The sequence below is a fragment of the Serratia sp. CY44782 genome, from assembly GCF_052168715.1.
In the GTDB taxonomy this organism is placed as follows: domain Bacteria; phylum Pseudomonadota; class Gammaproteobacteria; order Enterobacterales; family Enterobacteriaceae; genus Serratia; species Serratia nevei.
In genome coordinates this window covers 23,739-46,077 of the sequence record NZ_JBJNME010000001.1, presented here as the reverse complement: position 1 = coordinate 46,077, position 22,339 = coordinate 23,739, and the positions used below count along the sequence as shown (strand labels likewise).

At 61.7% G+C, this 22,339-nt stretch carries 22 protein-coding genes; 9 read left to right on the top strand and 13 right to left on the bottom strand.

Annotation, left to right across the window (positions count from 1 at the left end; all coding sequences use genetic code 11):
- Positions 1-320 precede the first annotated feature (320 nt).
- Positions 321-1,223, top strand: a complete 903-nt coding sequence (locus ACJ8HT_RS00230; RefSeq protein WP_194572108.1) for a LysR family transcriptional regulator — start codon at positions 321-323, stop codon at positions 1,221-1,223.
- Here the strand turns inward: ACJ8HT_RS00230 and eutC are convergent.
- Together eutC and ACJ8HT_RS00220 are read right to left on the bottom strand one after the other, a co-directional pair.
- On the bottom strand, positions 1,202-1,993 hold the full coding sequence (gene eutC, locus ACJ8HT_RS00225) for an ethanolamine ammonia-lyase subunit EutC (RefSeq protein WP_194572107.1): 792 nt from the start codon (positions 1,991-1,993) through the stop codon (positions 1,202-1,204). The two genes, ACJ8HT_RS00230 and eutC, sit on opposite strands and share 22 nt — an antisense overlap.
- Positions 1,990-3,375: an ethanolamine ammonia-lyase subunit EutB gene (locus ACJ8HT_RS00220; protein ID WP_060439277.1), complete on the bottom strand. Its 1,386-nt coding sequence runs from the start codon at positions 3,373-3,375 to the stop codon at positions 1,990-1,992. The genes eutC and ACJ8HT_RS00220 overlap by 4 nt, the downstream gene beginning before the upstream one ends.
- Positions 3,376-3,533: 158 nt before the next feature.
- Here ACJ8HT_RS00220 and ACJ8HT_RS00215 point away from each other — a divergent pair, with 158 nt between their 5' ends.
- Positions 3,534-4,082, top strand: coding sequence for a nucleotidyltransferase family protein (locus ACJ8HT_RS00215; protein WP_126180480.1), 549 nt, complete (start codon positions 3,534-3,536; stop codon positions 4,080-4,082).
- A 52-nt stretch (positions 4,083-4,134) separates the two neighbouring features.
- Entirely contained in the window at positions 4,135-4,602 is a 468-nt protein-coding gene (locus ACJ8HT_RS00210; protein WP_126180479.1) for a FlxA-like family protein, read from the top strand.
- 1 nt (position 4,603) lies between these two features.
- Here ACJ8HT_RS00210 and ACJ8HT_RS00205 read toward each other — a convergent pair whose 3' ends face one another.
- On the bottom strand, positions 4,604-5,524 hold the full coding sequence (locus ACJ8HT_RS00205; protein WP_195873850.1) for a LysR family transcriptional regulator: 921 nt from the start codon (positions 5,522-5,524) through the stop codon (positions 4,604-4,606).
- Positions 5,525-5,620: 96 nt separating this feature from the next.
- Here ACJ8HT_RS00205 and ACJ8HT_RS00200 point away from each other — a divergent pair, with 96 nt between their 5' ends.
- A complete protein-coding gene (locus ACJ8HT_RS00200) occupies positions 5,621-6,619 on the top strand; it encodes a bile acid:sodium symporter family protein (RefSeq protein ID WP_197652367.1) in 999 nt (332 codons plus the stop codon).
- A gap of 26 nt (positions 6,620-6,645) precedes the next feature.
- On the opposite strand, the gene ACJ8HT_RS00195 is transcribed toward ACJ8HT_RS00200, so the two are convergent.
- The 3 genes from ACJ8HT_RS00195 to zipA form a co-directional block, all read right to left on the bottom strand.
- Positions 6,646-6,861 (bottom strand): DUF3820 family protein, encoded by a 216-nt coding sequence (locus tag ACJ8HT_RS00195; RefSeq protein WP_004936441.1) that lies wholly within the window; start codon positions 6,859-6,861, stop codon positions 6,646-6,648.
- The gene (gene ligA, locus ACJ8HT_RS00190; protein WP_194572106.1) at positions 6,861-8,882 is read right to left on the bottom strand and encodes an NAD-dependent DNA ligase LigA; all 2,022 of its coding nucleotides are present in this window, start codon (positions 8,880-8,882) and stop codon (positions 6,861-6,863) included. Before ligA ends, ACJ8HT_RS00195 begins: the two co-directional genes overlap by 1 nt.
- A 79-nt stretch (positions 8,883-8,961) precedes the next feature.
- Positions 8,962-9,987: a cell division protein ZipA gene (zipA, locus tag ACJ8HT_RS00185; RefSeq protein WP_049272108.1), complete on the bottom strand. Its 1,026-nt coding sequence runs from the start codon at positions 9,985-9,987 to the stop codon at positions 8,962-8,964.
- Positions 9,988-10,208: 221 nt separating this feature from the next.
- Here zipA and cysZ point away from each other — a divergent pair, with 221 nt between their 5' ends.
- The 5 genes from cysZ to crr all read left to right on the top strand — a co-directional run bounded on the left by cysZ (position 10,209) and on the right by crr (position 15,111).
- Positions 10,209-10,967 (top strand): sulfate transporter CysZ, encoded by a 759-nt coding sequence (cysZ, locus tag ACJ8HT_RS00180; RefSeq protein WP_049198406.1) that lies wholly within the window; start codon positions 10,209-10,211, stop codon positions 10,965-10,967.
- A 185-nt stretch (positions 10,968-11,152) separates the two neighbouring features.
- Positions 11,153-12,121 carry a cysteine synthase A gene (cysK, locus tag ACJ8HT_RS00175; protein ID WP_038881303.1) on the top strand — a complete coding sequence of 323 codons (969 nt, stop codon included), beginning with the start codon at positions 11,153-11,155 and terminating at the stop codon, positions 12,119-12,121.
- Positions 12,122-12,520: 399 nt separating this feature from the next.
- Positions 12,521-12,778 (top strand): phosphocarrier protein Hpr, encoded by a 258-nt coding sequence (gene ptsH / locus ACJ8HT_RS00170; RefSeq protein WP_004936458.1) that lies wholly within the window; start codon positions 12,521-12,523, stop codon positions 12,776-12,778.
- A gap of 46 nt (positions 12,779-12,824) precedes the next feature.
- On the top strand, positions 12,825-14,552 hold the full coding sequence (gene ptsI / locus ACJ8HT_RS00165) for a phosphoenolpyruvate-protein phosphotransferase PtsI (RefSeq protein ID WP_025303782.1): 1,728 nt from the start codon (positions 12,825-12,827) through the stop codon (positions 14,550-14,552).
- A gap of 49 nt (positions 14,553-14,601) precedes the next feature.
- A complete protein-coding gene (crr, locus tag ACJ8HT_RS00160; protein ID WP_004936467.1) occupies positions 14,602-15,111 on the top strand; it encodes a PTS glucose transporter subunit IIA in 510 nt (169 codons plus the stop codon).
- 76 nt (positions 15,112-15,187) lie between these two features.
- Here the strand turns inward: crr and ACJ8HT_RS00155 are convergent, their stop codons facing one another.
- From ACJ8HT_RS00155 to ACJ8HT_RS00125, 7 genes are all read right to left on the bottom strand, one after another.
- Positions 15,188-16,513 carry an ATP-binding protein gene (locus ACJ8HT_RS00155; RefSeq protein WP_060419835.1) on the bottom strand — a complete coding sequence of 442 codons (1,326 nt, stop codon included), beginning with the start codon at positions 16,511-16,513 and terminating at the stop codon, positions 15,188-15,190.
- 6 nt (positions 16,514-16,519) lie between these two features.
- Positions 16,520-17,200 carry a response regulator transcription factor gene (locus tag ACJ8HT_RS00150; protein WP_038881296.1) on the bottom strand — a complete coding sequence of 227 codons (681 nt, stop codon included), beginning with the start codon at positions 17,198-17,200 and terminating at the stop codon, positions 16,520-16,522.
- 257 nt (positions 17,201-17,457) lie between these two features.
- Positions 17,458-18,339: a cysteine synthase CysM gene (cysM, locus tag ACJ8HT_RS00145; RefSeq protein WP_033638551.1), complete on the bottom strand. Its 882-nt coding sequence runs from the start codon at positions 18,337-18,339 to the stop codon at positions 17,458-17,460.
- A gap of 79 nt (positions 18,340-18,418) precedes the next feature.
- Positions 18,419-19,507 (bottom strand): sulfate/thiosulfate ABC transporter ATP-binding protein CysA, encoded by a 1,089-nt coding sequence (gene cysA / locus ACJ8HT_RS00140; RefSeq protein WP_049198410.1) that lies wholly within the window; start codon positions 19,505-19,507, stop codon positions 18,419-18,421.
- Positions 19,497-20,372: a sulfate/thiosulfate ABC transporter permease CysW gene (gene cysW, locus ACJ8HT_RS00135; RefSeq protein WP_019453851.1), complete on the bottom strand. Its 876-nt coding sequence runs from the start codon at positions 20,370-20,372 to the stop codon at positions 19,497-19,499. The genes cysA and cysW overlap by 11 nt, the downstream gene beginning before the upstream one ends.
- Positions 20,372-21,211 carry a sulfate/thiosulfate ABC transporter permease CysT gene (gene cysT / locus ACJ8HT_RS00130; RefSeq protein ID WP_019453852.1) on the bottom strand — a complete coding sequence of 280 codons (840 nt, stop codon included), beginning with the start codon at positions 21,209-21,211 and terminating at the stop codon, positions 20,372-20,374. Before cysT ends, cysW begins: the two co-directional genes overlap by 1 nt.
- Positions 21,212-22,234, bottom strand: coding sequence for a sulfate ABC transporter substrate-binding protein (locus ACJ8HT_RS00125; RefSeq protein ID WP_197652366.1), 1,023 nt, complete (start codon positions 22,232-22,234; stop codon positions 21,212-21,214). It lies immediately after the preceding gene.
- Positions 22,235-22,339 lie beyond the last annotated feature (105 nt).

Below are 22,339 nucleotides of genomic sequence, written 5' to 3'. Positions count from 1 at the left end.
ACGGCTGGCCGGCCGATAGCCAGGTATCAGATCAGAATGAGATAAAGTAAAGGCTTACTAATCATTGAGACTGAACCGGTTATCAAATTGAACGGTTAATCTGGTGTTGGAGCGACAATCAACTCCGCAGGCGGCTCGCGCAGCCTGGGAAAAACATCTGCTATTTAGTGCTAAGCGCCGCGAGGTTTATACGTTTTCTCTCTATACGGCCGGGATGGGACGGCGTTGAAGCCCGTCGTCAACCCGCAGCCAGAGTAGCCGCCGCGCCGTCGGCAGAGAAGCGGGTATTCATAAGAAACGCTTTTGCATATAATGCAAAAATGAATGACGCCCGCTATGTAGAACATCTGCCAATTTTTCTCGACGTGGCCCGCCTGGGCAGCTTTTCCGCCGCCGCGCGCCGGCTGGGCATGGTGCCCTCCTCGCTGGTTCGCCACATCGATGCCCTGGAAAGCGCGCTCGGCGCCGCGCTGTTCGTGCGCTCCACCCGTGGCCTGCTGCTGACCGACGCCGGCGAGCTGCTGCTGACGCGCGCCACCGCGCTGATGACGGACATTACCGGCCTTCGCGCTGAGCTGAGCGCGCTGAACGAAACGCCGCAGGGCACGCTGCGCATCAGCTGCCTGCCGACCTTCGGCAAAACCTATGTGCTGCCGCTGCTGCCGACGCTGGCGGAACGCTACCCGCAGCTGTCGGTCGACCTCGATCTGACCGAACGTCAGACCGATCCGACGCAGGAACGGCTCGACGCCGCCATCCGCATCGGCGAACAGAAGGACAGCGCGCTGTATGCCAGCCGCATCGCCACCCAACGCTGGGTGATGTGCGCCAGCCCCGCCTACGTCGCCCGCTATGGCCTGCCGGCCGATCTGGAGGCGCTGCCGCAGCATCGGCTGATCGCCCGCTACCACAAGCAGCAGCCGGCCTGCTGGGCACAGATCCTCGACGCGGCGCTGATGAGCCGCTGCACCATGGCGCTGCGCTGCGACGACTTCACCGCGCAGCGCCAGGCCGCGCTGCTCGGGCTCGGCATCGCCTTTCTGCCCAACTGGGTGGTGGGGCCGGACGTGCAGCACGGGCAGCTGGTGCAAATGCTGGAAGATCCGCGCCATGAGCAGCAAGGCATCTATCTGCTGCGCCCGATGGCGAAGGTGTCCGCCCGGCTGGCGGCCTTCACCGCCCTGCTGCAGCAAACCATCGGTCAACCGCCCAGCTGGGGGTAAAGCGGCGTCACCCGGCCGTGCAGCGCCGGGTTGTCGCTCTCGTCCTTTAGCGCGATGCCGCTCAGCCGCCGCAGGAACGCCTGCTCCAGCAGCCAGGCCAGGCGGAACGCCGCCTGCGGATAATCCAACCCCTCGGGCCGCACGTTGGAGATACAGTTGCGCTCGGCGTCCGTTCTGCGCGCGTTCGGCCCCCAGGTCAAATAGACGCCCAGGCTGTCCGGCGACGACAGGCCCGGCCGTTCGCCGATCAAAACCGCCACCGCCCGGGCCTGCAGGCATTCGCCGATCTCATCCCCCAGCGCCACCCGCGCCTGATGCGCCAGCACCACCGGCGCAACGGTCAGCCCCAACGTATCGAGATAGGGGCGCAGCGCCTGCAGCAGCGGCAGCGCCTGGCGATGCACCGCCTTGGAGGAGAGGCCGTCCGCCACTATCAGCAGTAGATCGACGCGGCGCGATGGCGAACCGAGCAGCAGGCTGCGGCTGTCCGACGCCAACCGCCGCCCCAGATCAGGTCGGCGCAGATAGGCGGCGCGGTCGGCGGCCTGGCTGTGCACCGCCAGCGTGGGCCAACCGGCATCATGCAGATCTGCCGCCAACCGTTCGCTGTCGAAAGGCTGATGCACCGCGTCGCGCGCCTGGGCGTGAGCCAGGCCGAAGCGCAGCAGTTCGTCGGTCGGCAGGCTGGCGCCGGTGCGCCCCAGCGCGATGCGCGCATCGGTAAAGGCGCGCAGCGCGTCCCAGCTGTTGGCGTGAACCGGTTTGCTCATGTGCGTTCTCCCTGCAGCGCCAGCAACAGCGGATGATTGGCGGCGGCGTCGCGCAGCCGCCCACGTTCGTCGGTAATGTTCATCGCCGCCAGCCAGGCGGCGAACTCCGGCGCGTGCTTCAGCCCCAGCAGCTCGCGGATATAGAGCGCATCATGGAACGACGTGCTTTGGTAGTTGAGCATGATGTCGTCCGCGCCCGGCACGCCGATCAGGAACGTCAACCCGGCGGCGGCCAACAGCGTCAGCAGCGTGTCCATGTCGTCCTGATCGGCTTCGGCATGGTTGGTGTAGCAGACGTCGCAGCCCAGCGGCAGGCCGAGCAGCTTGCCGCAGAAGTGGTCCTCCAGCCCGGCGCGGATAATTTGCTTGCCGTCATACAGGTATTCGGGGCCGATAAACCCTACCACGGTGTTGATCAGCAGCGGCGAGAAATGGCGCGCCACCGCATAGGCCCGCGCCTCGCAGGTCTGCTGATCGACGCCGTGATGGGCGTTGGCCGACAGGCAGCTGCCCTGCCCGGTTTCGAAATACATCACGTTGTCGCCCAGCGTGCCGCGCCTGAGGCTCAGCGCCGCCTGCTGCGCTTCCGCCAGCAGCGCCAAACTGATGCCGAAACCGCGATTGGCCGCTTCGGTACCGGCGATCGACTGAAACACCAGATCCACCGGCGCGCCGCGCTCTATCAGCCGCAGCGTGTTGGTCACGTGGGTCAGCACGCAGGATTGGGTGGGAATGGCGAAGCGCTGGATCACGTCGTCCAGCATGTAGTTGAGCTTTTCCAGCAGCGGCAGGCTGTCGCTGGCCGGATTGATGCCGACCACCGCATCGCCGCTGCCGTACAACAGGCCGTCCAGCATGCTGGCGGCGATGCCCTGCAGGCTGTCGGTCGGGTGATTGGGCTGCAGCCGCACGCTGAGGTGGCCCGGCAGGCCGATCGTATTGCGAAAGCGCGTCACCACCCGGCACTTCTTCGCCACCAGGATCAGATCCTGATTGCGCATGAGCTTGCTCACCGCCGCCGCCATCTCCGGCGTGATGCCGGCCGCCACCTGCGCCAGCATGGCGCTGTCCGCCTGCTCGCTCAGCAACCAATCGCGAAAATCACCGACCGTGAGGTGCGAGATGGGCTCAAAGGCGGCGGCATCGTGGCCGTCGATAATCAGGCGCGTCACCTCGTCCTCTTCGTACGGCACCAGCGCCTGCTGCAGGAACGCCTTGAGCGGCAAGTCCGCCAGCGCAATGCGCGCCGCCATACGCTCTTCGGCGCTTTGCGCCGCCACCTCCGCCAGATAATCGCCGGAACGCGCCGGCGAAGCCTTCGCCATCAGCTGACGCAGATCGCCAAAGCGATAGCCGCGTTGGCCCACCGTTGCCTGATACATAGCCCCCTCCCTTGCCCCGAGTGACGAGATAACAGCCCTGCACCAAGTGTAGTCAGTGGGAAAAGAAAATTATTTTGCACGCGATCGCCGCCGTCGCGCTTTCCCCCATTTCACCCGCCGCCGCTTCGGGTTACAGTAGCCGCGAAAAAGGAGGGGTGATGGATCCGCAACGGCAAATTATCGACTGGCTGCAACAAGACGACGCTCGCATGGCCGCCCTGCGCACCGCGCGCCGGCTCGGCCTGAATGACTGGTGCCTCGGCGCCGGCTTCGTCCGCAATCTGGTGTGGGATCGGCGCCACGGCTATGTGGACGCCACGCCGCTCAACGATATCGACGTGATCCACTTCGATGCGGAGCGTGCGGACGCCGAGCGCGATCGCATGCTGGAGACGCGCCTGCACCAATGGCTGCCGCAGCCGTGGTCGGTCAAGAATCAGGCGCGCATGCACCTGCGCGGCGGCCGGGCGCCTTACCGCGACAGCGAAGAGGCCATCAGCTTTTGGACCGAAGTGGAAACGGCGATCGGCGCACGCCTGAACGCCGACGACAGCATCACGCTGGTGGCCCCCTTCGGGCTGGCGGCGCTGTTCAACGACACCATCACCTTCAACGTGAAAAACGGCGATCGCGCGGCCTATGCCCAGCGCGTGCTCGACAAAGGCTGGCTGCAGCGCTGGCCGCACCTGCGGCAGGTAAAGATTTAATCGCCGCTGCCGATACCCTGAACAGCGATAGCCAGACTCAGGGAGAGCATCCATGTCGACCACCATCACCATGATCGTACCGATCAAAAATACCGTTCCCGGCATCAGCAACGTCTTCAGCGCGCCGGGCCATCAGGGTGAATTGCTGATGGCCAAACCGGTCAACAACCAGCCGCAAGGCGGCAAGATGGAGAAAAACGAACGCGCCAACGGCAATGACGAACCGGCTAACCTCAACGAAAGCCGCGCCTCGGTGCGCATCAAGGCGCTGAACCGGCAGATTCAGGCTCTGCAGCAAAAGCTGGTGGAGCTGAAAGACTCCAGCGCCGATCCCAAAGAGATCGAGAAGCAAAAGCAGCTGATCGAAGCGCAGATCAAGATGTTGCAGGCCGAGATCGCGCGCATCCAGAAAGAAGAAATGGAAAAGCAGCAGCAGGAGCAAATGAAGAAAGCCGCGGCGCAAGCCGGCGACGGCGTAAACCGCCCGACGCCGCTTAACGCGGTGGACGTCTATATCTGAATCAATATTCCGCGTTTTCCTGCCGGCGCTGGTGCAGCAGCGCCGCCTGCTGACGCGCCACCTGCCAGATGGCCTCCGCCGCCGGCGTCAGCGAGCGGTTCTTGCGCCGCACCAGCATCAACGCGCGATTGATCTCCGGCACCAGCCGCCGCACCCGGAGCCGCCCCCCTTCCGGCAGCGGCAGCGCCAACGCCGGGAAGATACTGATGCCAATCCCTTCCGCCACCATCGGGAACAGCGTGGCCGGATGGCCGATTTCCTGCACCACCTGCGCCTCAACGCCCTGCTGCCTCAGCGCGCTGTCGATCAACGGCCGGCTGCCCGACGCGTAATCCTGCAACACCAGGCGGCAGCCGTTTAACGCCGACCAACGCACCTCTTGCCGCGCCGCAAACGGGTGATCGTCGCGGCACAGCAGCAGGAACGGTTCATGCAGCACCGCTTCGCACTCCAGATCCACCGCCTGCACCGGATCGACCACGATGCCGAAATCCACCTCGGCGTTGCGCACGCTGTGCAGCACCTGCTGCTGCGCCTGATCGCGCAGCATGATGCGGATCTCCGGGTATTCGCGTTCGCCGGCAGCGATGCACTGCGGCATCAGATGGGCGGAAATGGTCTGGCTGGTCGCCACCCGCACCGTGCCGCTGCGCTGTACGCCAAAGCTGCGCGCATCCAGCAACGCGGCCTGCAGTTCGTCCAGCAGCCGTTCGACCCGGTTGGCCAGCCGCAGGCCGGCGTCGGTCAATACCACTTCACGCGTGGTGCGATCCAGCAGGCGCACGCCGATCTCCGCCTCCAGCTCTTTCACGCTGTGGCTGACCGCCGATTGCGTCAGACCAATCGCCTCACCGGCGCGGCTGAAGCTGCCGTGGCGGGCTATAGCGACGAACACCCGCAGTTGTTTGAGTGAGTAATTCATGCGTTTTATTCATAGATGAATTAAATAAATCAATTTAATTATTATATGCCCACGCGGGAGAATAGCCCCATCGATTTTCTACCCGAGCGTATCGCCATGAGATTCCTGCCCGATCGTTTTACCCTGACGCTGATCGCCACCGTGCTGCTGGCTTCTTTCCTGCCGGCGCGCGGCGAGTTCGTCGGCTGGCTCAACGCCCTGACCATCGCCGCCATCGCCCTGCTGTTCTTCATGCACGGCGCCAAGCTGTCGCGCGAGGCCATCCTGGCCGGCAGCAATAACTGGCGGCTGCATCTGTGGGTGATGTTCAGCACCTTCATCATTTTTCCGGCGCTGGGGATGCTGTTCGCCTGGTGGGCGCCGATCGACGTCAGCCCCGAGTTGTACGCCGGATTCATCTACCTGTGCATCCTGCCCGCCACCGTGCAGTCGGCCATCGCCTTCACCTCGCTGGCGGGCGGCAACGTGGCGGCGGCGGTGTGCAGCGCCTCCGCCTCCAGCCTGCTGGGGATCTTCGTGTCGCCGCTGTTGGTCGGCCTGCTGATGAACGTGCACGGCGATACCGGCAGCCTGCGGCAGGTGGGCTCGATCGTGCTGCAGCTGCTGGTGCCGTTCGTCGCCGGCCACCTGCTGCGGCCGCTGATCGGCGGCTGGATCGAGCGCCATCGCCCGCTGATCGGCAAAACCGACCAGACTTCGATTCTGCTGGTAGTGTACGCCGCCTTCAGCGAGGCGGTCACGCACGGCATCTGGCATCAGGTGGGGATCGGTTCGCTGGCGTTTATCGTCGGCGGCAGCATCGTGCTGCTGGCGATCGTGCTGGTGGTGAACACCTACATGGCGCGCTGGCTCGGGTTCAGCAAGGCGGACGAGATCACCATCGTGTTCTGCGGTTCGAAGAAAAGCCTGGCGAACGGCATTCCAATGGCCAATATCCTGTTCCCGGCGGCGACGGTGGGGATCATGGTGCTGCCGCTGATGGTGTTCCATCAGGTGCAGTTGATGGCCTGTGCGGTGCTGGCGAAAAGGTATCAGCGCAAGCAGCGGGCGCAACAGGCGGTGCCCAACGCCAACGTGCAGGCATCGCGCGGGTAAAAAAAGACGGGCCGAGGCCCGTCAGATCAGCTTTTTTTCAGCGGCTTGACCAAGTGGTCAAGCCCTTCGATTTTAATCGCCAACGTCATCTCCATCAGCATGCCGAGCTTGCCTTTGGGGAATTCGCCCTTGCGGGCGAACCACAGCAGGTACTCTTCGGGCAGATCGATCAGCACCCGCCCCTGGTACTTGCCGAACGGCATCACGGTATTGGCGATCTCCAGCAGGTTTTCCTTTTCCATCAGTCACCCAGCAGGCGGATCATTTCCGCTTCGTCGATCACGGCGATACCCAGCTCCTGCGCCTTCGCCAGCTTGGAGCCGGCCGCTTCGCCGGCGATCACCAAATCGGTTTTCTTCGACACGCTGCCGCTGACCTTGGCGCCCAGCGCCGTCAGGCGATCTTTGGCCTCGTCGCGCGACAGCTGGCTCAGCGAGCCGGTCAGTACCACGGTTTTGCCGGCGAACGGGCTGTCTATCTCTTCCGCGACTACCACCACCGGCGCCGGCCAGTGGATGCCGATCTCGGCGCCCACCAGCTCGTTGATCACCTGCTGATTGAGCGCTTCATCGAGGAAATTGCGGGTGTGTTTGGCCACCACTTCGCCGACGTCCGGCACCTCTTTCAGCGCCTCGATATCGGCGGCGAACAGCTTCTCGAGCGATCCGAAATGCGCCGCCAGGTTGGCGGCGGTCGCCTCGCCGACCTCGCGAATGCCCAGCGCATACAGGAAGCGAGCGAAGGTGGTCTGTTTGGATTTCTCCAGCGCATTGACCAGGTTCTGCGCCGATTTCGGCCCCATGCGATCCAGGCCGGTCAGAATGCCGGCGGACAGACGGAAAAGATCGGCCGGATTCTTCACGTACTCTTTGTCCACCAGCTGCTCGATGATCTTGTCGCCCATGCCTTCAACGTCCAGCGCGCGGCGGGAAACGAAGTGCTTCAACGCCTCTTTGCGCTGCGCGCCGCAGATAAGACCGCCGGTGCAGCGCGCTACCGCCTCGCCTTCCACGCGCTCAACGTCAGAGCCGCACACCGGGCAGTGCAGCGGGAACACCACTTCGCGCGCATCCTGTGGCCGACGGTCTTCCAGCACCCCCACCACCTGCGGGATCACGTCGCCGGCGCGGCGCACGATCACCGTATCGCCGATGCGCAGCCCCAGACGCTCAATTTCATCGGCGTTGTGCAAGGTGGCGTTGCTGACGGTCACCCCGGCTACCAGCACCGGCTCAAGGCGTGCCACCGGCGTAATCGCGCCGGTGCGGCCAACCTGAAACTCCACTTCGCGCACCACGGTGATCTGCTCCTGCGCCGGGAATTTGAACGCCGTCGCCCAGCGCGGCGCACGCGCCACAAAGCCCAGCGTTTCCTGCAGATCGATATCGTCAATCTTGATCACCACGCCGTCGATGTCGAAACCGAGCTGCGCGCGGTCCTGCTCGACCTGGCGATAAAACGCCAGCACTTCCTCGCTGCCGGTGCGACGCTGGGCGCGATCGCTGACCGGCAGGCCCCAGGCCTTGAACTGCATCAGGCGCTCAAAGTGGCTGCGCGGCAGCTCGCCGCCTTCCAACAGGCCGACGCCGTAACAGAAGAAGGTCAGCGGGCGTTTGGCGGTAATGCGCGGATCGAGCTGGCGCAGCGAGCCGGCGGCGGCGTTGCGCGGGTTGGCGAACACCTTGCCGTCTTTGCGCCGGGCTTCTTCGTTCATCTGTTCAAAACCGGCCTGCGGCATGAACACCTCGCCGCGCACTTCCAGCCGGCGCGGGATGTTGTCGCCGGTCAGGCGCAGCGGGATGGCGCGGATGGTGCGCACGTTAGTGGTGATGTTCTCGCCGGTGGTGCCGTCGCCGCGCGTCGCCGCGCGCACCAGCTCACCGTCTTCGTACAGCAGGCTGACCGCCAGGCCGTCCAGCTTCAGCTCGCAGCAGAAGGTCAGCGGATCGCTGCTTTTGAGCCTATCCTGCACGCGCTTGTAAAACGCCAGGAAGCTTTCTTCGTCGAACACGTTGTCCAGCGACAGCATCGGCACTTCGTGACGCACCTGGTCGAACGCCGCCAGCGGCGCCGCGCCCACGCGCTGGGTCGGTGAATCGGCGGTGACCAACTCAGGATGCTCGCTCTCCAGTTCGCGCAGTTCGCGCATCAGGCGGTCATATTCCGCATCCGGCACTTCCGGCGCATCCAGCACATGATACTGGTATTCATGATGGCGCAGTGTGGCTCGTAGTTGATTGATTTGTTGGATTATCGATTCCATGGCTCACCATCAAAGATAAAAAACCCCCGGCTAGCGGGGGCTTTGTTGTTACGGATGTTCAGTGCGCGCGGCAACCCGCTCAGGCGTTGTTTTCCAACACTTCACGGATACGCGCTTTGTAGGTTTCCAGCTTCTGCGGCGTCATCATGCGGCGCTCGTCGTCCAGCACCACGCCGCCCACGTCGTCGGCGATGCGCTGTGCCGACTGCAGCATCAGCTTGAAGTTCTGATTGGCGTCGCCGTAAGACGGCACCATCATGAACATCGACACGCCCGGTGTGGAAAAGTCGGACATCATGTCAGGATCGAACGACCCCGGCTTGACCATGTTCGCCAGGCTGAACAGCACCGGGCCGCTGCCGGCCGGGCTGATATGGCGGTGGAAGATGCCCATCTCGCCAAACTGGAAGCCCGCCTGCAACACGCTCTGCAGCAGCACTTCGCCGCCGATTACGCCGCCCTGATGGGCTGCGACGTGCAGCACCAGCACGGTCTCTTTCAGCTTGGCCTGAATGGGCGCAGCCGCCGGCTGTTGTGGCTGTGGCGCAGGCTCCTGCGCCGGCTTCACTTCCGGCGCTTGCTGCACAGGGGCCGGCTCGGCGTGGAATGCCGGTTCCGCCCCCTGCGGCGCCTCATGTTCATGCGGCAGATCGTCGACGCGCGGCTCACGGCGCGCGGCCGGTTGCGGTTGCTGCGGCTCGGCCTGTTCTTCGTCCGGCGCGTAGTTGTTCAGCAGGATGTCATCATACTCCGGCCGCTGAGACAGCGGAGGCGGCGTCTGATGGGCAGCCGGCTGAACGGCGCGGGGCGCAGGCGCAGCCGCCGGAGCGGGCTTCGGCGCGGCCACGGGTTCTTCGCGTGCGGCATCGAAATGGCCAAATGACGGCTCGTCTTGCGGGTGAGCGGCGCGTACGCGCACCTCACCGACGCCTTCTTCGAGATCGTCGATCGGAGTTTGTTCACGTTCCTTTTGGGAACGTTTGGCTGGGCGATCGCGGAAGAGCGCTGACCGTTCTTTGCGACTGGTCCACAGACCGTGCAATAACAGCGCTATTATGGCGATCGCGCCAACAACGATTAATATCAGACGCAAATCCTGCATCATTGCTATCTCTGTTGTTCCAATACATTGCCACCGCGGCAAACATTCACTCTTTAACTCTATTTGCCCGCGCACACAAGTGCAAGTCCGTGCTGAACTTTATGCCAATAAAGATGATTATACTGCCTTTTTCTGCTGGTTTTTCAGCCAACCCTACCCTAGCCAGTGGAAAATCATCCCTATATGATAATGATGCCTGTTCAGACAACGAGATAACTTAAGATATGTCCTATACGCAGCCCCCTGCCCGCTCAACCAGCGGCATTCACTATTTCGCCGAAGGCTGGCGCCTGATTTCGCGCCCGGGGATTAAACGCTATGTGGTCCTGCCGTTGCTGGTCAACGTGCTGCTGATGGGCTCCGCTTTCTGGTGGCTGTTCAGCCGGCTCGGCGACTGGATCCCGGCGATGATGAGCCACGTTCCCGACTGGCTGCAATGGTTGAGCTACCTGCTGTGGCCGCTGGCGGTCATTTCGGTGCTGCTGGTGTTCAGCTATCTGTTCAGCACCATCACCAATCTGATTGCGGCGCCGTTCTGCGGCCTGCTGGCCGAGCAGCTCGAAGGCAGCCTGACCGGCAAACCGCTGCCGGACACCGGCCTGCTCGGCATCGCCAAAGATCTGCCGCGCATCATGGCGCGCGAATGGCGCAAGCTGATGTATTACCTGCCGCGCGCGCTGCTGCTGCTGGCGCTGTACTTCGTGCCCGGCATCGGCCAGACGGTGGCGCCGGTGCTATGGTTCCTGTTCAGCGCCTGGATGCTGGCGATCCAGTATTGCGACTACCCGTTCGACAACCACAAGGTGAGCTTTGCCGACATGCGCCGCGCCTTGCGCCAGCACAAAACCGACAACCTGCAGTTCGGCGCGCTGGTCAGCCTGTTCACCATGATCCCGATCCTCAACCTGGTGATCCTGCCGGTCGCCGTCTGCGGCGCCACCGCGATGTGGGTCGATCGCTACCGCTCGCAATTCGTCCGATAACCGCCGCTTTTTGCCGCCGATAGCGCGGGAATTTTCGACAGGGCGCGCATTTCGCGCCCTTATCATTGTGCTTAAAACTTATTTCCTAATAACATATAGATATACCAATTCTTTACTTCCCTGCCGGTACTGTTAGCGTATGCTTTCGATGTTCCCCACATTTTCATAGAGTTAAAGGACGGGCTATGAGCAAGATATATGAAGACAACTCATTAACAATCGGCCATACGCCGCTGGTTCGTCTGAACCGTATCGGCAACGGACGCATTCTGGCCAAGGTTGAATCACGCAACCCGAGCTTCAGCGTCAAATGCCGCATCGGTGCCAATATGATTTGGGATGCGGAACAACGTGGTGTGCTGACCGCCGGTAAAGAGCTGGTGGAGCCGACCAGCGGCAACACCGGCATCGCGCTGGCCTTCGTGGCCGCCGCGCGCGGTTACAAGCTGACGCTGACCATGCCGGAAACCATGAGCATCGAGCGCCGCAAGCTGCTCAAGGCGCTCGGCGCCAATCTGGTGCTGACCGAAGGGGCGAAAGGCATGAAAGGCGCTATCGCCAAGGCCGAAGAGATCGTCGCCACCGATCCGAACCGTTACCTGATCCTGCAACAGTTCAGCAACCCGGCCAACCCGGCCATCCATGAAAAAACCACCGGCCCGGAAATCTGGGAAGACACCGACGGTGAAGTCGACGTGTTCATCTCCGGCGTCGGCACCGGCGGCACGCTGACCGGCGTCAGCCGCTACATCAAGAACACCAAAGGCAAGGCCATCACTACCGTGGCGGTCGAGCCGACCGACTCGCCGGTCATCAGCCAGGCGCTGGCCGGTGAAGAGCTGAAACCGGGCCCGCACAAGATCCAGGGCATCGGCGCCGGCTTCATTCCAGGCAACCTCGATCTGGACCTGGTGGATCGCGTCGAGAAGGTCTCCAACGACGAAGCCATCAGCATGGCGCGTCGCCTGATGGACGAAGAAGGCATCCTGGCGGGCATTTCCTCGGGCGCAGCGGTCGTGGCGGCGGTGAAACTGGCCGAAGAACCGGCGTTCGCCGACAAGACCATCGTGGTGATCCTGCCCTCTTCCGGCGAACGTTATCTGAGCACCGCGCTGTTTGCCGATCTGTTCACCGAGCAGGAATTGCAGCAGTAATTCCACCACTGCACAAATCGCTAAAAAAGCACCCTGCGGGGTGCTTTTTTGTGGACTGGATCAAACTTTATAGCAGTCCAAGATTGCTTTTGCCCGTCGGCTTTAGTATTTAACGGTGCATTATTTCGATGCGCAAAATTAATCACCCCCCGAGCCCGGTCAAGGCTGAATCGATTTACTCATCTGTCGCCGACGCGTCGAATCGGGCATAATGGGGAGCGGATTGGAACGACGTCTAAAGCCGAGTTTTTTGATCTGAAGTGCCTAACGCGTCGTTTTCTGTTGCATCAACGTTCGCCCCTGTCCATAGTCAGGCGCTATAACCAGACAAGCTAAAGTCAGGCCCCTGGGCTAAACTTTAGCTCCACAACATTAATCCAATAAGTTGGGGAAACATCAATGTTCCAGCAAGAAGTTACTATTACCGCTCCGAATGGTCTGCATACTCGCCCTGCCGCTCAGTTCGTTAAAGAAGCCAAAGGCTTCACGTCTGACATCACCGTGACCTCCAACGGCAAAAGCGCCAGCGCTAAAAGCCTGTTCAAACTGCAAACTCTGGGGCTGACTCAAGGGACCGTAGTGACCATCTCCGCTGAAGGTGAAGACGAGCAGAAAGCCGTTGAGCACTTGGTAAAACTGATGGCAGAGCTTGAGTAATCGGCCCGTCTTTTTAGTTAACACCAGTCAAGAGTAAGGTAGGGTTATGATTTCAGGCATTTTAGTATCACCGGGCATCGCTTTTGGTAAGGCTCTCTTGCTGAAAGAAGACGACATTGTCATCAACCGGAAAAAAATCTCTGCTGATCAAGTAGAGCAGGAAGTCTCGCGTTTTCTGGCCGGCCGCGCGAAAGCGTCCGAACAGCTGGAAGCGATCAAGACCAAAGCTGGCGAAACCTTCGGCGAAGAGAAGGAAGCTATCTTCGAAGGCCACATCATGTTGCTGGAAGACGAAGAGCTTGAGCAGGAAATCATAGCCCTAATCAAAGACGATCTGGCCTCCGCAGACGCCGCCGCCTACACCGTGATCGAAGGTCAGGCGAAAGCGCTGGAAGAGCTGGACGACGAATACCTCAAAGAGCGCGCCGCCGACGTGCGCGACATCGGTAAGCGCCTGCTGCAGAACATCCTGGGCATGCCGATCGTCGATCTGGGCTCCATTCAGGACGAAGTGATCCTGGTGGCCACCGATCTGACCCCGTCAGAGACCGCGCAGCTGAACCTGGACAAAGTGCTGGGCTTCATTACCGATCTCGGCGGCCGGACTTCCCACACCTCTATCATGGCGCGCTCCCTGGAGCTGCCGGCGATCGTCGGTACCAGCGACGTGACCAAGCAGGTGAAAAACGACGACTACCTGATTCTGGATGCGGTTAACAACAAAATTTACGTTAACCCGACCGCTGACGTTATCGATCAGCTGAAAGCCGCCCAGAACCAATACATCACCGAGAAAAACGATCTGGCCAAGCTGAAGGACCTGCCGGCGATTACGCTGGACGGCCATCAGGTTGAAGTCTGCGCCAACATCGGCACCGTGCGCGACGTCGCGGGTGCAGAGCGCAACGGCGCGGAAGGCGTCGGTCTGTATCGTACCGAGTTCCTGTTCATGGACCGCGACTCGCTGCCGACCGAAGACGAGCAGTTCCAGGCTTATAAAGCCGTGGCGGAAGCCATGGGCTCGCAGGCCGTGATCGTCCGTACCATGGACATCGGCGGCGACAAAGACCTGCCGTACATGAACCTGCCGAAGGAAGAGAACCCGTTCCTCGGCTGGCGCGCCATCCGCATCGCGATGGACCGCCGTGAAATCCTGCACGCCCAGCTGCGCGCCATCCTGCGCGCCTCGGCGTTCGGCAAACTGCGCATCATGTTCCCGATGATCATCTCCGTGGAAGAAGTGCGCGATCTGAAAGGCGAAATCGAGACGCTGAAAGCGCAGCTGCGCGAAGAAGGCAAGGCGTTTGACGAGAGCATCGAAGTGGGCGTGATGGTGGAAACACCGGCTGCGGCGGTCATTGCTCACCACCTGGCGAAAGAAGTCGACTTCTTTAGTATTGGGACAAACGATCTAACCCAGTATACTCTGGCGGTAGATCGCGGCAACGAGCTGATTTCTCATCTCTATAACCCGATGTCCCCATCAGTGCTTAGCCTGATCAAACAGGTTATTGATGCATCTCACGCGGAAGGCAAGTGGACCGGCATGTGCGGCGAACTGGCTGGCGATGAGCGTGCTACACTGTTGTTATTGGGCATGGGGCTGGATGAGTTCAGCATGAGTGCGATTTCAATCCCGCGCATCAAGAAAATTATTCGTAACACGAATTTCGAAGATGTGAAGGCGTTGGCAGCGCAGGCCTTGGCACAGCCAACGGCACAAGACCTGATGAATTGCGTCAATAAATTCATCGAAGAAAAAACGCTCTGCTAAACTTCCACGACACTGGAACGCCGCCCAATTTAATGCTTAGGAGAAGATCATGGGTTTGTTCGATAAACTGAAATCTCTGGTTTCTGATGACAAGAAAGACACGGGCACTATCGAGATCGTCGCTCCCCTTTCTGGCGAAATCGTCAATATCGAAGATGTGCCGGACGTAGTGTTCGCTGAAAAAATCGTTGGCGACGGTATCGCCATCAAACCGGCCGGCAACAAAATGGTTGCTCCGGTTGACGGCACCATCGGTAAGATTTTCGAAACCAACCATGCATTCTCTATCGAATCCGACAGCGGCATTGAGCTGTTCGTCCACTTCGGCATCGATACCGTAGAACTGAAAGGCGAAGGCTTCAAACGCATCGCCGAAGAAGGCCAGCGCGTCAAGAAAGGTGACGTGGTTATCGAGTTCAACCTGCCTCTGCTGGAAGAGAAAGCCAAGTCTACCCTGACGCCGGTCGTTATCTCCAACATGGACGAGATCAAAGAGCTGATCAAACTGTCCGGCAGCGTGACCGTTGGCGAAACCCCGATCATCCGCATCAAGAAGTAATCGCGAATGAGCAAGAAAAACGGCGCCCTCGGCGCCGTTTTTTTTATCTCCTTCGTCGTATCCCGATTTCGCTACGTTATGACGGCCAGCGCGGGATACGCAGGGTAATGACCAGCCCCTCTTTATCGCCGTTGCGCGCCTCAACCTGGCCGCCGTGCGCCAGCACCACCTTGCGGGTGATCGCCAGCCCCAGGCCGTACCCCTTGCCCGACAGCGCCGACTTCACGCGCACGAACGGATCGAAAATGCTCGACAGCTTCGCCTCCTCGACTCCCGGCCCCTGATCGCTGACCGCGATCTGGAACTGGTTATCAACGCGCGTCAGCGCCACCGTCACCCGCTGGCCGTGGCTGGAAAAGCGCAGCGCATTACGCACGATGTTATCCACCGCTCGCCGCATCAGCTCCGCATTGCCCTTGACGGTGTACTCCACGTCCGACTCGGCCTGCAGCACGATATCCACGCCGGGCACCTGCGCCTCGTAGCGTGCATCGCTCACCACCGCATCCACCAGGCCGTACAGATCGAAATACTCCTCGTCCGGCAGGCTGCTGTGTTCGGCGCGCGACAGCGCCAGCAGCTCGCCGATCATCTTATCCAGCCGCCCCGACTCGTGTTCGATGCGCTTGAGCGAGGTTTCGACGTTGCCGGCATTCTGCCGCGCCAGGCCGATCGCCAGCTGCAGGCGCGCCAGCGGCGAACGCAGCTCGTGCGAAACGTCATGAAGTAACTGCTCGCGGGCGCTGACCAGCAGCTCCAGCCGCTCAGCCATGGTGTCGAAATCGCGCGCCACGTCGGACAGCTCGTCATGACGGCGGCGCATTTTCGGGAACAGCCGCACCGACAGATCGCCCTGCGCCACCCGATCCAGGCCACCGCGCAGCTGACGCATCGGCCGGGTCAGGTTCCAGGCCAGCACGGCGCTGAACAGCAAACCGCCCAGCCCGCCGACCCACAGCATCGGCGCAGGAATGTTGAAGAAATGGGAACGCCGCTCCGGCCGATACTCTTCCCGCAGCCCGCGCACGTTATAGCTCAGCCAGTATCCCTGCCCTTCCCCGGTCTGCACCCAGGCAGAGATTTCCTTCGGCATCCGCCGCCCTTCAAATACCGGTTCTTCCGGCGCGGGCGGCGGCGGTTGGGTCATCGGCGTCACCGACAGCAAACGCCTGTCGTCCTCGGGCCAATCGCGCATCAGGGCTTCCAGCGCCGGCATGCCGCCGCTGCGCAACTGGGTAGCCGCCGAGGTCAGCTGCAGGCCGATGACCCGCCGCGCCATAGCGTTCTCCGGCGGCACATAGCGGTCGCCATACAAAGAAAACGCCACCCACAGGGCCTGCGTCATGATGAGGAAGGTCAGCCAAAAGCCGAGCAAAATTTTCCAGAACAGTCTTCCGCGCATGTCAGGTTACCGAATGCGATAGCCGATGCTGCGCACCGTCTCGATGCTCAGCGTATTACCGGCCAGCGCGCTCAGCTTCTGGCGGATATTGCTGATATGCACGTCCACGCTGCGATCATAGGCCTCGCGCGGGCGCCCCAGCCCCTTCTCGGACAATTCATCCTTCGACACCACGCGATCCGGCGCGCGCAGCAACAGCTCCAGCAGATTGAATTCCGAAGCGGTCAGATCAAACGCCTTACCGCGCCATTCGCTGCTGCGGGTTGAAGGGTTCAGCGTCAGCTCGCCGAAGCTGATGGCGGCTTCGTCGTCCGCCTCCTGCGGCCGCTCTTCGAAACGGCGCAGCACCGCGCGCAGACGCGCCACCAATTCGCGCGGGTAGCAAGGTTTGGGCATGTAATCGTCGGCGCCCATCTCCAGGCCAATCACCCGATCGATGTTGTCGCCTTTGGCGGTCAGCATGATGATCGGCAGCCGGCTCTTTTTACGCACGTCGCGCAGCACGTCGATGCCGCTCATGTCCGGCAGCATGATATCGAGGATCATCGCGGTATAGTCGCCCGACAGCGCGCCCTCTACCCCCGCCTTGCCGGTCAGCACCAGCGTGGCGTCGAAGCCTTCGCCCGTCAGGTATTCGCTCAGCATGGTGCCAAGCTCCAGGTCATCGTCGACCAGTAAAATTTTCATGCCTTGCTCCTTCACCGATTTTCGTTATTTTCCCGCCAATTCCGCCGGCCCGCAGCCGGTTTTACTCAATCCTTACACATCGCGGTTCGCGTCTCGCCACCGTTATTGTGGCTGCTGTCGCGCGATTTCTCTACTTCTGTCAGGGTATTGGCGTGCAGACAGGCGCCGGCCATCGCGCAGGCGGGCCGGCTATGCGGTCGGTCAAAAGGGAAGTGAGAGGGAGTTTCCCGGCGAAACGCGCCGCCGGGAGGGCACATTCAGTCGAACACGCCGGTGGAGAGGTAACGGTCACCGCGATCGCAGACGATCGCCACCACGACGCTGCCGGGGTGGGCCGCCGCGACGCGCAGGGCGCCGGCTACCGCGCCGCCGGAGCTGACGCCGCAGAAAATGCCTTCACGCTGCGCCAGCTGGCGCATGGTCTGCTCAGCATCGCGCTGCTCGATATCCAGCACCTGATCCACCAGCTCCGGGCGGAAAATGCCCGGCAGGTAAGCGGGCGCCCAACGGCGAATGCCGGGGATGCTGCTGCCTTCTGCCGGCTGCAGGCCGATGATCTGCACCTGCGGATTCTGGCTCTTCAGGTAACCGCCCACGCCGGTAATGGTACCGGTGGTGCCCATGCTGGAAACGAAGTGCGTGATGCGTCCTTCGGTCTGGCGCCAAATCTCCGGGCCGGTGGTGGTGAAATGGGCGTAGGGATTGTCGAGATTGTTGAACTGATCCAGCACCTTGCCCTGCCCCTGACGCTGCATCTCCAGCGCCAGATCGCGCGCCCCTTCCATCCCCTGCTCACGGCTGACCAGGATCAGCTCGGCGCCGTACGCGCGCATCGCCGCCTGCCGCTCCAGGCTCATGTTCTCCGGCATCAACAGCTTCAGCGTATAGCCTTTGAGCGCGGCGATCATCGCCAGCGCAATGCCGGTATTGCCGCTGGTGGCCTCGATCAGCACGTCGCCGGGCTTGATCTCGCCGCGCAGCTCCGCCTGCTGGATCATCGCCAACGCAGCGCGATCCTTCACCGATCCCGCCGGGTTATTGCCTTCCAGTTTGACCCATACCTCGCTGCCCGCCTGGGCGGCCAGCCGTTGCAGTTGTACCAGCGGGGTGTTCCCGATGCATTGTTCGAGCGTTGTCACGATCTTTGCCTGTGTTGGTGTGCGTAAAGTAAAAAGGCAACCCGGGGGTTGCCTTGAAGAAAAGGGCAGCTAAAACCTATCAGGCGCTTTTGGCTAACGCAACAGGTTGCAGCAGTTGATCGCCGGCATACAGCCGCGCATTGAGGCTGCCGACGTAATAACGGCCGCCGCGCACCGGGGTTGGATTGCCTTCCGGCAACACCACGCCGATCGGTTCCTGATGCCAGCCGATCGGCTGCACCGTCAGCTGCCAGAAGTGGCCACGCGGGCTGACTTCCAACACCTGCACCGGCAGCGGGCAACGCTCGCTGCTTTCGGTCGCCACTTCCATTTCCCACGGACGCAGGAACAGATCGACGCTGCCCTGGTGCATCGGCTGGAACGACAGCGGCCACTGGTGCGCGCCGACGAACAGCTGGGAGCCGCGAATTTCGCCGTTCAGGCGGTTCACTTCCCCCATGAATTCCAGCACGAAGCGGCTGGCCGGTTCGCGCATAATCTCTTCCGGCGACCCGACCTGTTCGATATTGCCCTGGCTCATCACCACGATGCGGTCGGCCACTTCCATCGCCTCTTCCTGATCGTGGGTGACGAACACGCTGGTGAACTTCAGCTCTTCGTGCAGCTGACGCAGCCAGCGGCGCAGCTCTTTGCGCACCTGCGCATCCAGCGCGCCGAACGGTTCGTCCAGCAGCAGAATTTGCGGCTCCACCGCCAGGGCGCGCGCCAACGCCACGCGCTGTTTCTGGCCGCCGGACAGCTGAGACGGATAGCGGTTGGCCAGGTGGCCCAGCTGCACCATTTCCAGCAGCTGGGTGACTTTCTGTTTGATCGCCGCGGCGTTCGGCCGCTCGCGGCGCGGCAGCACGGTCAGGCCGAAGGCGATGTTGTCGAACACCGTCATGTGGCGGAACAGCGCATAGTGCTGAAACACGAAGCCTACGCGCCTGTCGCGCGCATGCATGTGGCTGACGTCGGTGCCGTGGAAGCCCAGCTTACCGCCGCTCTGGCTTTCCAGCCCGGCGATGATACGCAGCAGCGTGGTCTTGCCGGAACCGGACGGCCCGAGCAGCGCCACCATCTCGCCGGAAGCAATATCGAGCGAGATATCGTTCAATACCTTGGTGCGACCGAAGTACTTGTTGATGCCGTTAATCTCAATGCTCATGATTTTCCTCCCGCTCGAGACGCGCGTTTTGACGTTCCAGACGCCACTGCAGCGCGCTCTTCAAAAATAGGGTAACGATCGCCATCAGGGTCAACAGGGCGGCGGCGGTAAAGGAGCCGACGGTGTTGTAATCCTGCTGCAACAGCTCGACCTGCAGCGGCAGGCTGTAGGTTTCGCCGCGAATCGAACCGGACACCACCGACACTGCGCCGAACTCGCCGATGGCGCGCGCGTTGGTCAGCACCACGCCGTACAACAGCGCCCAGCGAATGTTGGGCAGCGTTACGCGGCGGAACATTTGCCAGCCGGACGCCCCCAGCAGAATGGCGGCCTCGTCTTCCTGGCTGCCCTGGCTGAGCATCATCGGCACCAGCTCGCGCACCACGAAGGGGCAGGTGACGAAAATGGTCACCAGCACCATGCCCGGCCAGGAGAACATGATCTGGATGTTATGCGCATCCAGCCAGCCGCCCAGCAGGCCGTTGCTGCCGTAAAACAGCAGGTAAATCAGCCCCGCCACCACCGGTGAAACGGCGAACGGGATATCGATCAGCGTCAGCAACAGCTGGCGGCCGGGGAAGGTGAAGCGCGTCACCAGCCACGCCAGCAACGTGCCGAACACCAGGTTGAACGGCACGGTGATCAGCGCGATCAAAACCGTCAGCCAAATGGCGTGCAGCATGTCCGGATCGAGCAAGTTGCTCCACATCGCGCCGAACCCTTTGGAAAAGGCCTCGGCGAAAATCGACATCATCGGCACCACCAGCAGCAGCACCGAGAACAGCGCGCCGATGGCAATCAGCGTCCACTTGCCCCAGTTGACGCGCGGGCGCTCGGCGCCGTTGAAGGCGGAAACATCGGCCATCAGTGCCCTCCTCCCAAACGTCTGCCGAAGCGGCTTTGCAATACGTTAATGCTGAACAGCAGCAGCAGCGACGCCGCCAGGATCACCGAGGCGATGGCGCTGGCCGCCGGGTAATCGAACTCCTGCAAACGCACGAAAATCATCAGCGAGGTCACTTCCGTCTTCCAGGCTATGTTGCCGGCGATGAAAATCACCGCGCCGAACTCGCCCAGGCTGCGGGTAAAGGAGATGGCGGTGCCGGCCAGCAATGCCGGTGCCACCTCGGGCAACACCACGCGGCGGAAACTCTGCCAGCGCGTGGCGCCCAGCGTCTCGGCCGCCTCTTCGTATTCCGGCCCCAGCTCTTCCAGAACCGGCTGCACGGTGCGCACCACAAACGGCAGGCTGGTGAACGCCATCGCTACCGCGATCCCAAGCCAGGTAAAGGTGACCTTGATGTCGAAATGCGCCAGCCACTGACCGTACCAGCCAGTAGTGGAAAACAGCCCCGCCAGCGTCAGGCCGGCCACTGCGGTCGGCAGTGCGAACGGCAGATCGATCAGGCCGTCCAGCAGCGAACGGCCGGGAAAACGGTAGCGCGTCAGGATCCAGGCCATCAGCATGCCGAACACCGCGTTGAACAGGCTGGCGACGCCGGCCGCCAGCAGCGTCACTTTATACGCCGCCACCACCTGCGGGTTGGAAATCACTTCCCAGTATTGCGCCAGGCTCATCTGTGCCAGCTGCATCACCAGCGCGGTGAGCGGCAACAGCAAGATCAAACAGGTATAAAACAGGCTGCTGCCGAGGCTGAGGCCAAATCCGGGCAGCACCCGCTTACTGGACGACAACGCCAACATTTACTTGCGCCCTGCAGCTAACAGCTGATCCAGCTCGCCGCCGGTGACGAAGTGGGTTTTCATCACCTCCGGCCAGCCGCCGAATTGATCTTCCACGCGGAACAGTTGGGTGTCCGGGAATTGCCCCTTCGCCGCCGCCATCGCTTTCTGGTCATACACGCGGTAGTAGAAGCTGGTGATCACCTGCTGCGCCGCCGGGCTGTAGAGATAGTTCAGATAGGCTTTGGCCGCCTGTTCGGTACCGTTGCGCTCGACGTTTTTGTCGACCCAGGCCACCGGGAACTCCGCCAGAATATCGACCGGCGGCACGATCACTTCGTACTTGTCCTCACCGTACTGCTTGCGGATGTTGTTCACTTCGGACTCGAAGCTGATCAGCACGTCGCCCAAGCCGCGCTCGACGAAGGTGGTGGTCGCGCCGCGGCCGCCGGTATCGAACACCAGCACGTTCTTCAGGAAGCGGGTCATGAAGGCGCGGGTCTTGGCCGGATCGTTGCCGTCGGCCTGATTGGCAGCGCCCCAGGCGGCCAGATAGGTGTAACGGCCGTTACCGGAGGTTTTCGGGTTCGGGAACACCAGCTTCACGTCGTCGCGCACCAGATCGTTCCAGGTGTGGATCCCCTTCGGGTTGTCCTTGCGCACCAGAAACGCCATGGTGGAGTAGAACGGCGAACTGTTGTTCGGCAGGCGCGCCTGCCAATCCGCCGGGATCAGCTGCCCGCGATCGTGCAGGATCTGCACGTCGGTCACCTGGTTGTACGTCACCACGTCGGCGCGCAGGCCCTGCAGGATCGCCAGCGCCTGCTTGGAGGAACCGGCGTGCGATTGTTTGATGGTCAGCTTGTCGTTCGGATGCTGTTGATTCCACTGCTGTTCAAAGCCGGGATTCAGCGCGACGAACAATTCACGGGAAACGTCATAAGAGCTGTTCAGCAATTCCGCCGCCGACGCGGCGCCGCTCGCCAACAGCGCAGCCGCCAGCCAACCTTTCAGCACGAGATTTTTAACCCGGTTTTGTTTCATTCTGCACCTTATCACTGAGTCATTCCTTCAGGCTTTCGCCTTATTGACGACCAGTGTATTTATAACTCGGTGCGGAGCTGTAACGCTTTTATATACCGTTTAGTG

What these genes read in the sequence shown, in the direction of transcription:
- ACJ8HT_RS00230 (WP_194572108.1), top strand. Translation starts at nt 321, where the DNA reads ATGAATGACGCCCGCTATGTAGAACATCTGCCAATTTTTCTCGACGTG.
- eutC (WP_194572107.1), bottom strand. Translation starts at nt 1,993, where the DNA reads ATGAGCAAACCGGTTCACGCCAACAGCTGGGACGCGCTGCGCGCCTTT.
- ACJ8HT_RS00220 (WP_060439277.1), bottom strand. Translation starts at nt 3,375, where the DNA reads ATGTATCAGGCAACGGTGGGCCAACGCGGCTATCGCTTTGGCGATCTG.
- ACJ8HT_RS00215 (WP_126180480.1), top strand. Translation starts at nt 3,534, where the DNA reads ATGGATCCGCAACGGCAAATTATCGACTGGCTGCAACAAGACGACGCT.
- ACJ8HT_RS00210 (WP_126180479.1), top strand. Translation starts at nt 4,135, where the DNA reads ATGTCGACCACCATCACCATGATCGTACCGATCAAAAATACCGTTCCC.
- ACJ8HT_RS00205 (WP_195873850.1), bottom strand. Translation starts at nt 5,524, where the DNA reads ATGAATTACTCACTCAAACAACTGCGGGTGTTCGTCGCTATAGCCCGC.
- ACJ8HT_RS00200 (WP_197652367.1), top strand. Translation starts at nt 5,621, where the DNA reads ATGAGATTCCTGCCCGATCGTTTTACCCTGACGCTGATCGCCACCGTG.
- ACJ8HT_RS00195 (WP_004936441.1), bottom strand. Translation starts at nt 6,861, where the DNA reads ATGGAAAAGGAAAACCTGCTGGAGATCGCCAATACCGTGATGCCGTTC.
- ligA (WP_194572106.1), bottom strand. Translation starts at nt 8,882, where the DNA reads ATGGAATCGATAATCCAACAAATCAATCAACTACGAGCCACACTGCGC.
- zipA (WP_049272108.1), bottom strand. Translation starts at nt 9,987, where the DNA reads ATGATGCAGGATTTGCGTCTGATATTAATCGTTGTTGGCGCGATCGCC.
- cysZ (WP_049198406.1), top strand. Translation starts at nt 10,209, where the DNA reads ATGTCCTATACGCAGCCCCCTGCCCGCTCAACCAGCGGCATTCACTAT.
- cysK (WP_038881303.1), top strand. Translation starts at nt 11,153, where the DNA reads ATGAGCAAGATATATGAAGACAACTCATTAACAATCGGCCATACGCCG.
- ptsH (WP_004936458.1), top strand. Translation starts at nt 12,521, where the DNA reads ATGTTCCAGCAAGAAGTTACTATTACCGCTCCGAATGGTCTGCATACT.
- ptsI (WP_025303782.1), top strand. Translation starts at nt 12,825, where the DNA reads ATGATTTCAGGCATTTTAGTATCACCGGGCATCGCTTTTGGTAAGGCT.
- crr (WP_004936467.1), top strand. Translation starts at nt 14,602, where the DNA reads ATGGGTTTGTTCGATAAACTGAAATCTCTGGTTTCTGATGACAAGAAA.
- ACJ8HT_RS00155 (WP_060419835.1), bottom strand. Translation starts at nt 16,513, where the DNA reads ATGCGCGGAAGACTGTTCTGGAAAATTTTGCTCGGCTTTTGGCTGACC.
- ACJ8HT_RS00150 (WP_038881296.1), bottom strand. Translation starts at nt 17,200, where the DNA reads ATGAAAATTTTACTGGTCGACGATGACCTGGAGCTTGGCACCATGCTG.
- cysA (WP_049198410.1), bottom strand. Translation starts at nt 19,507, where the DNA reads ATGAGCATTGAGATTAACGGCATCAACAAGTACTTCGGTCGCACCAAG.
- cysW (WP_019453851.1), bottom strand. Translation starts at nt 20,372, where the DNA reads ATGGCCGATGTTTCCGCCTTCAACGGCGCCGAGCGCCCGCGCGTCAAC.
- cysT (WP_019453852.1), bottom strand. Translation starts at nt 21,211, where the DNA reads ATGTTGGCGTTGTCGTCCAGTAAGCGGGTGCTGCCCGGATTTGGCCTC.
- ACJ8HT_RS00125 (WP_197652366.1), bottom strand. Translation starts at nt 22,234, where the DNA reads ATGAAACAAAACCGGGTTAAAAATCTCGTGCTGAAAGGTTGGCTGGCG.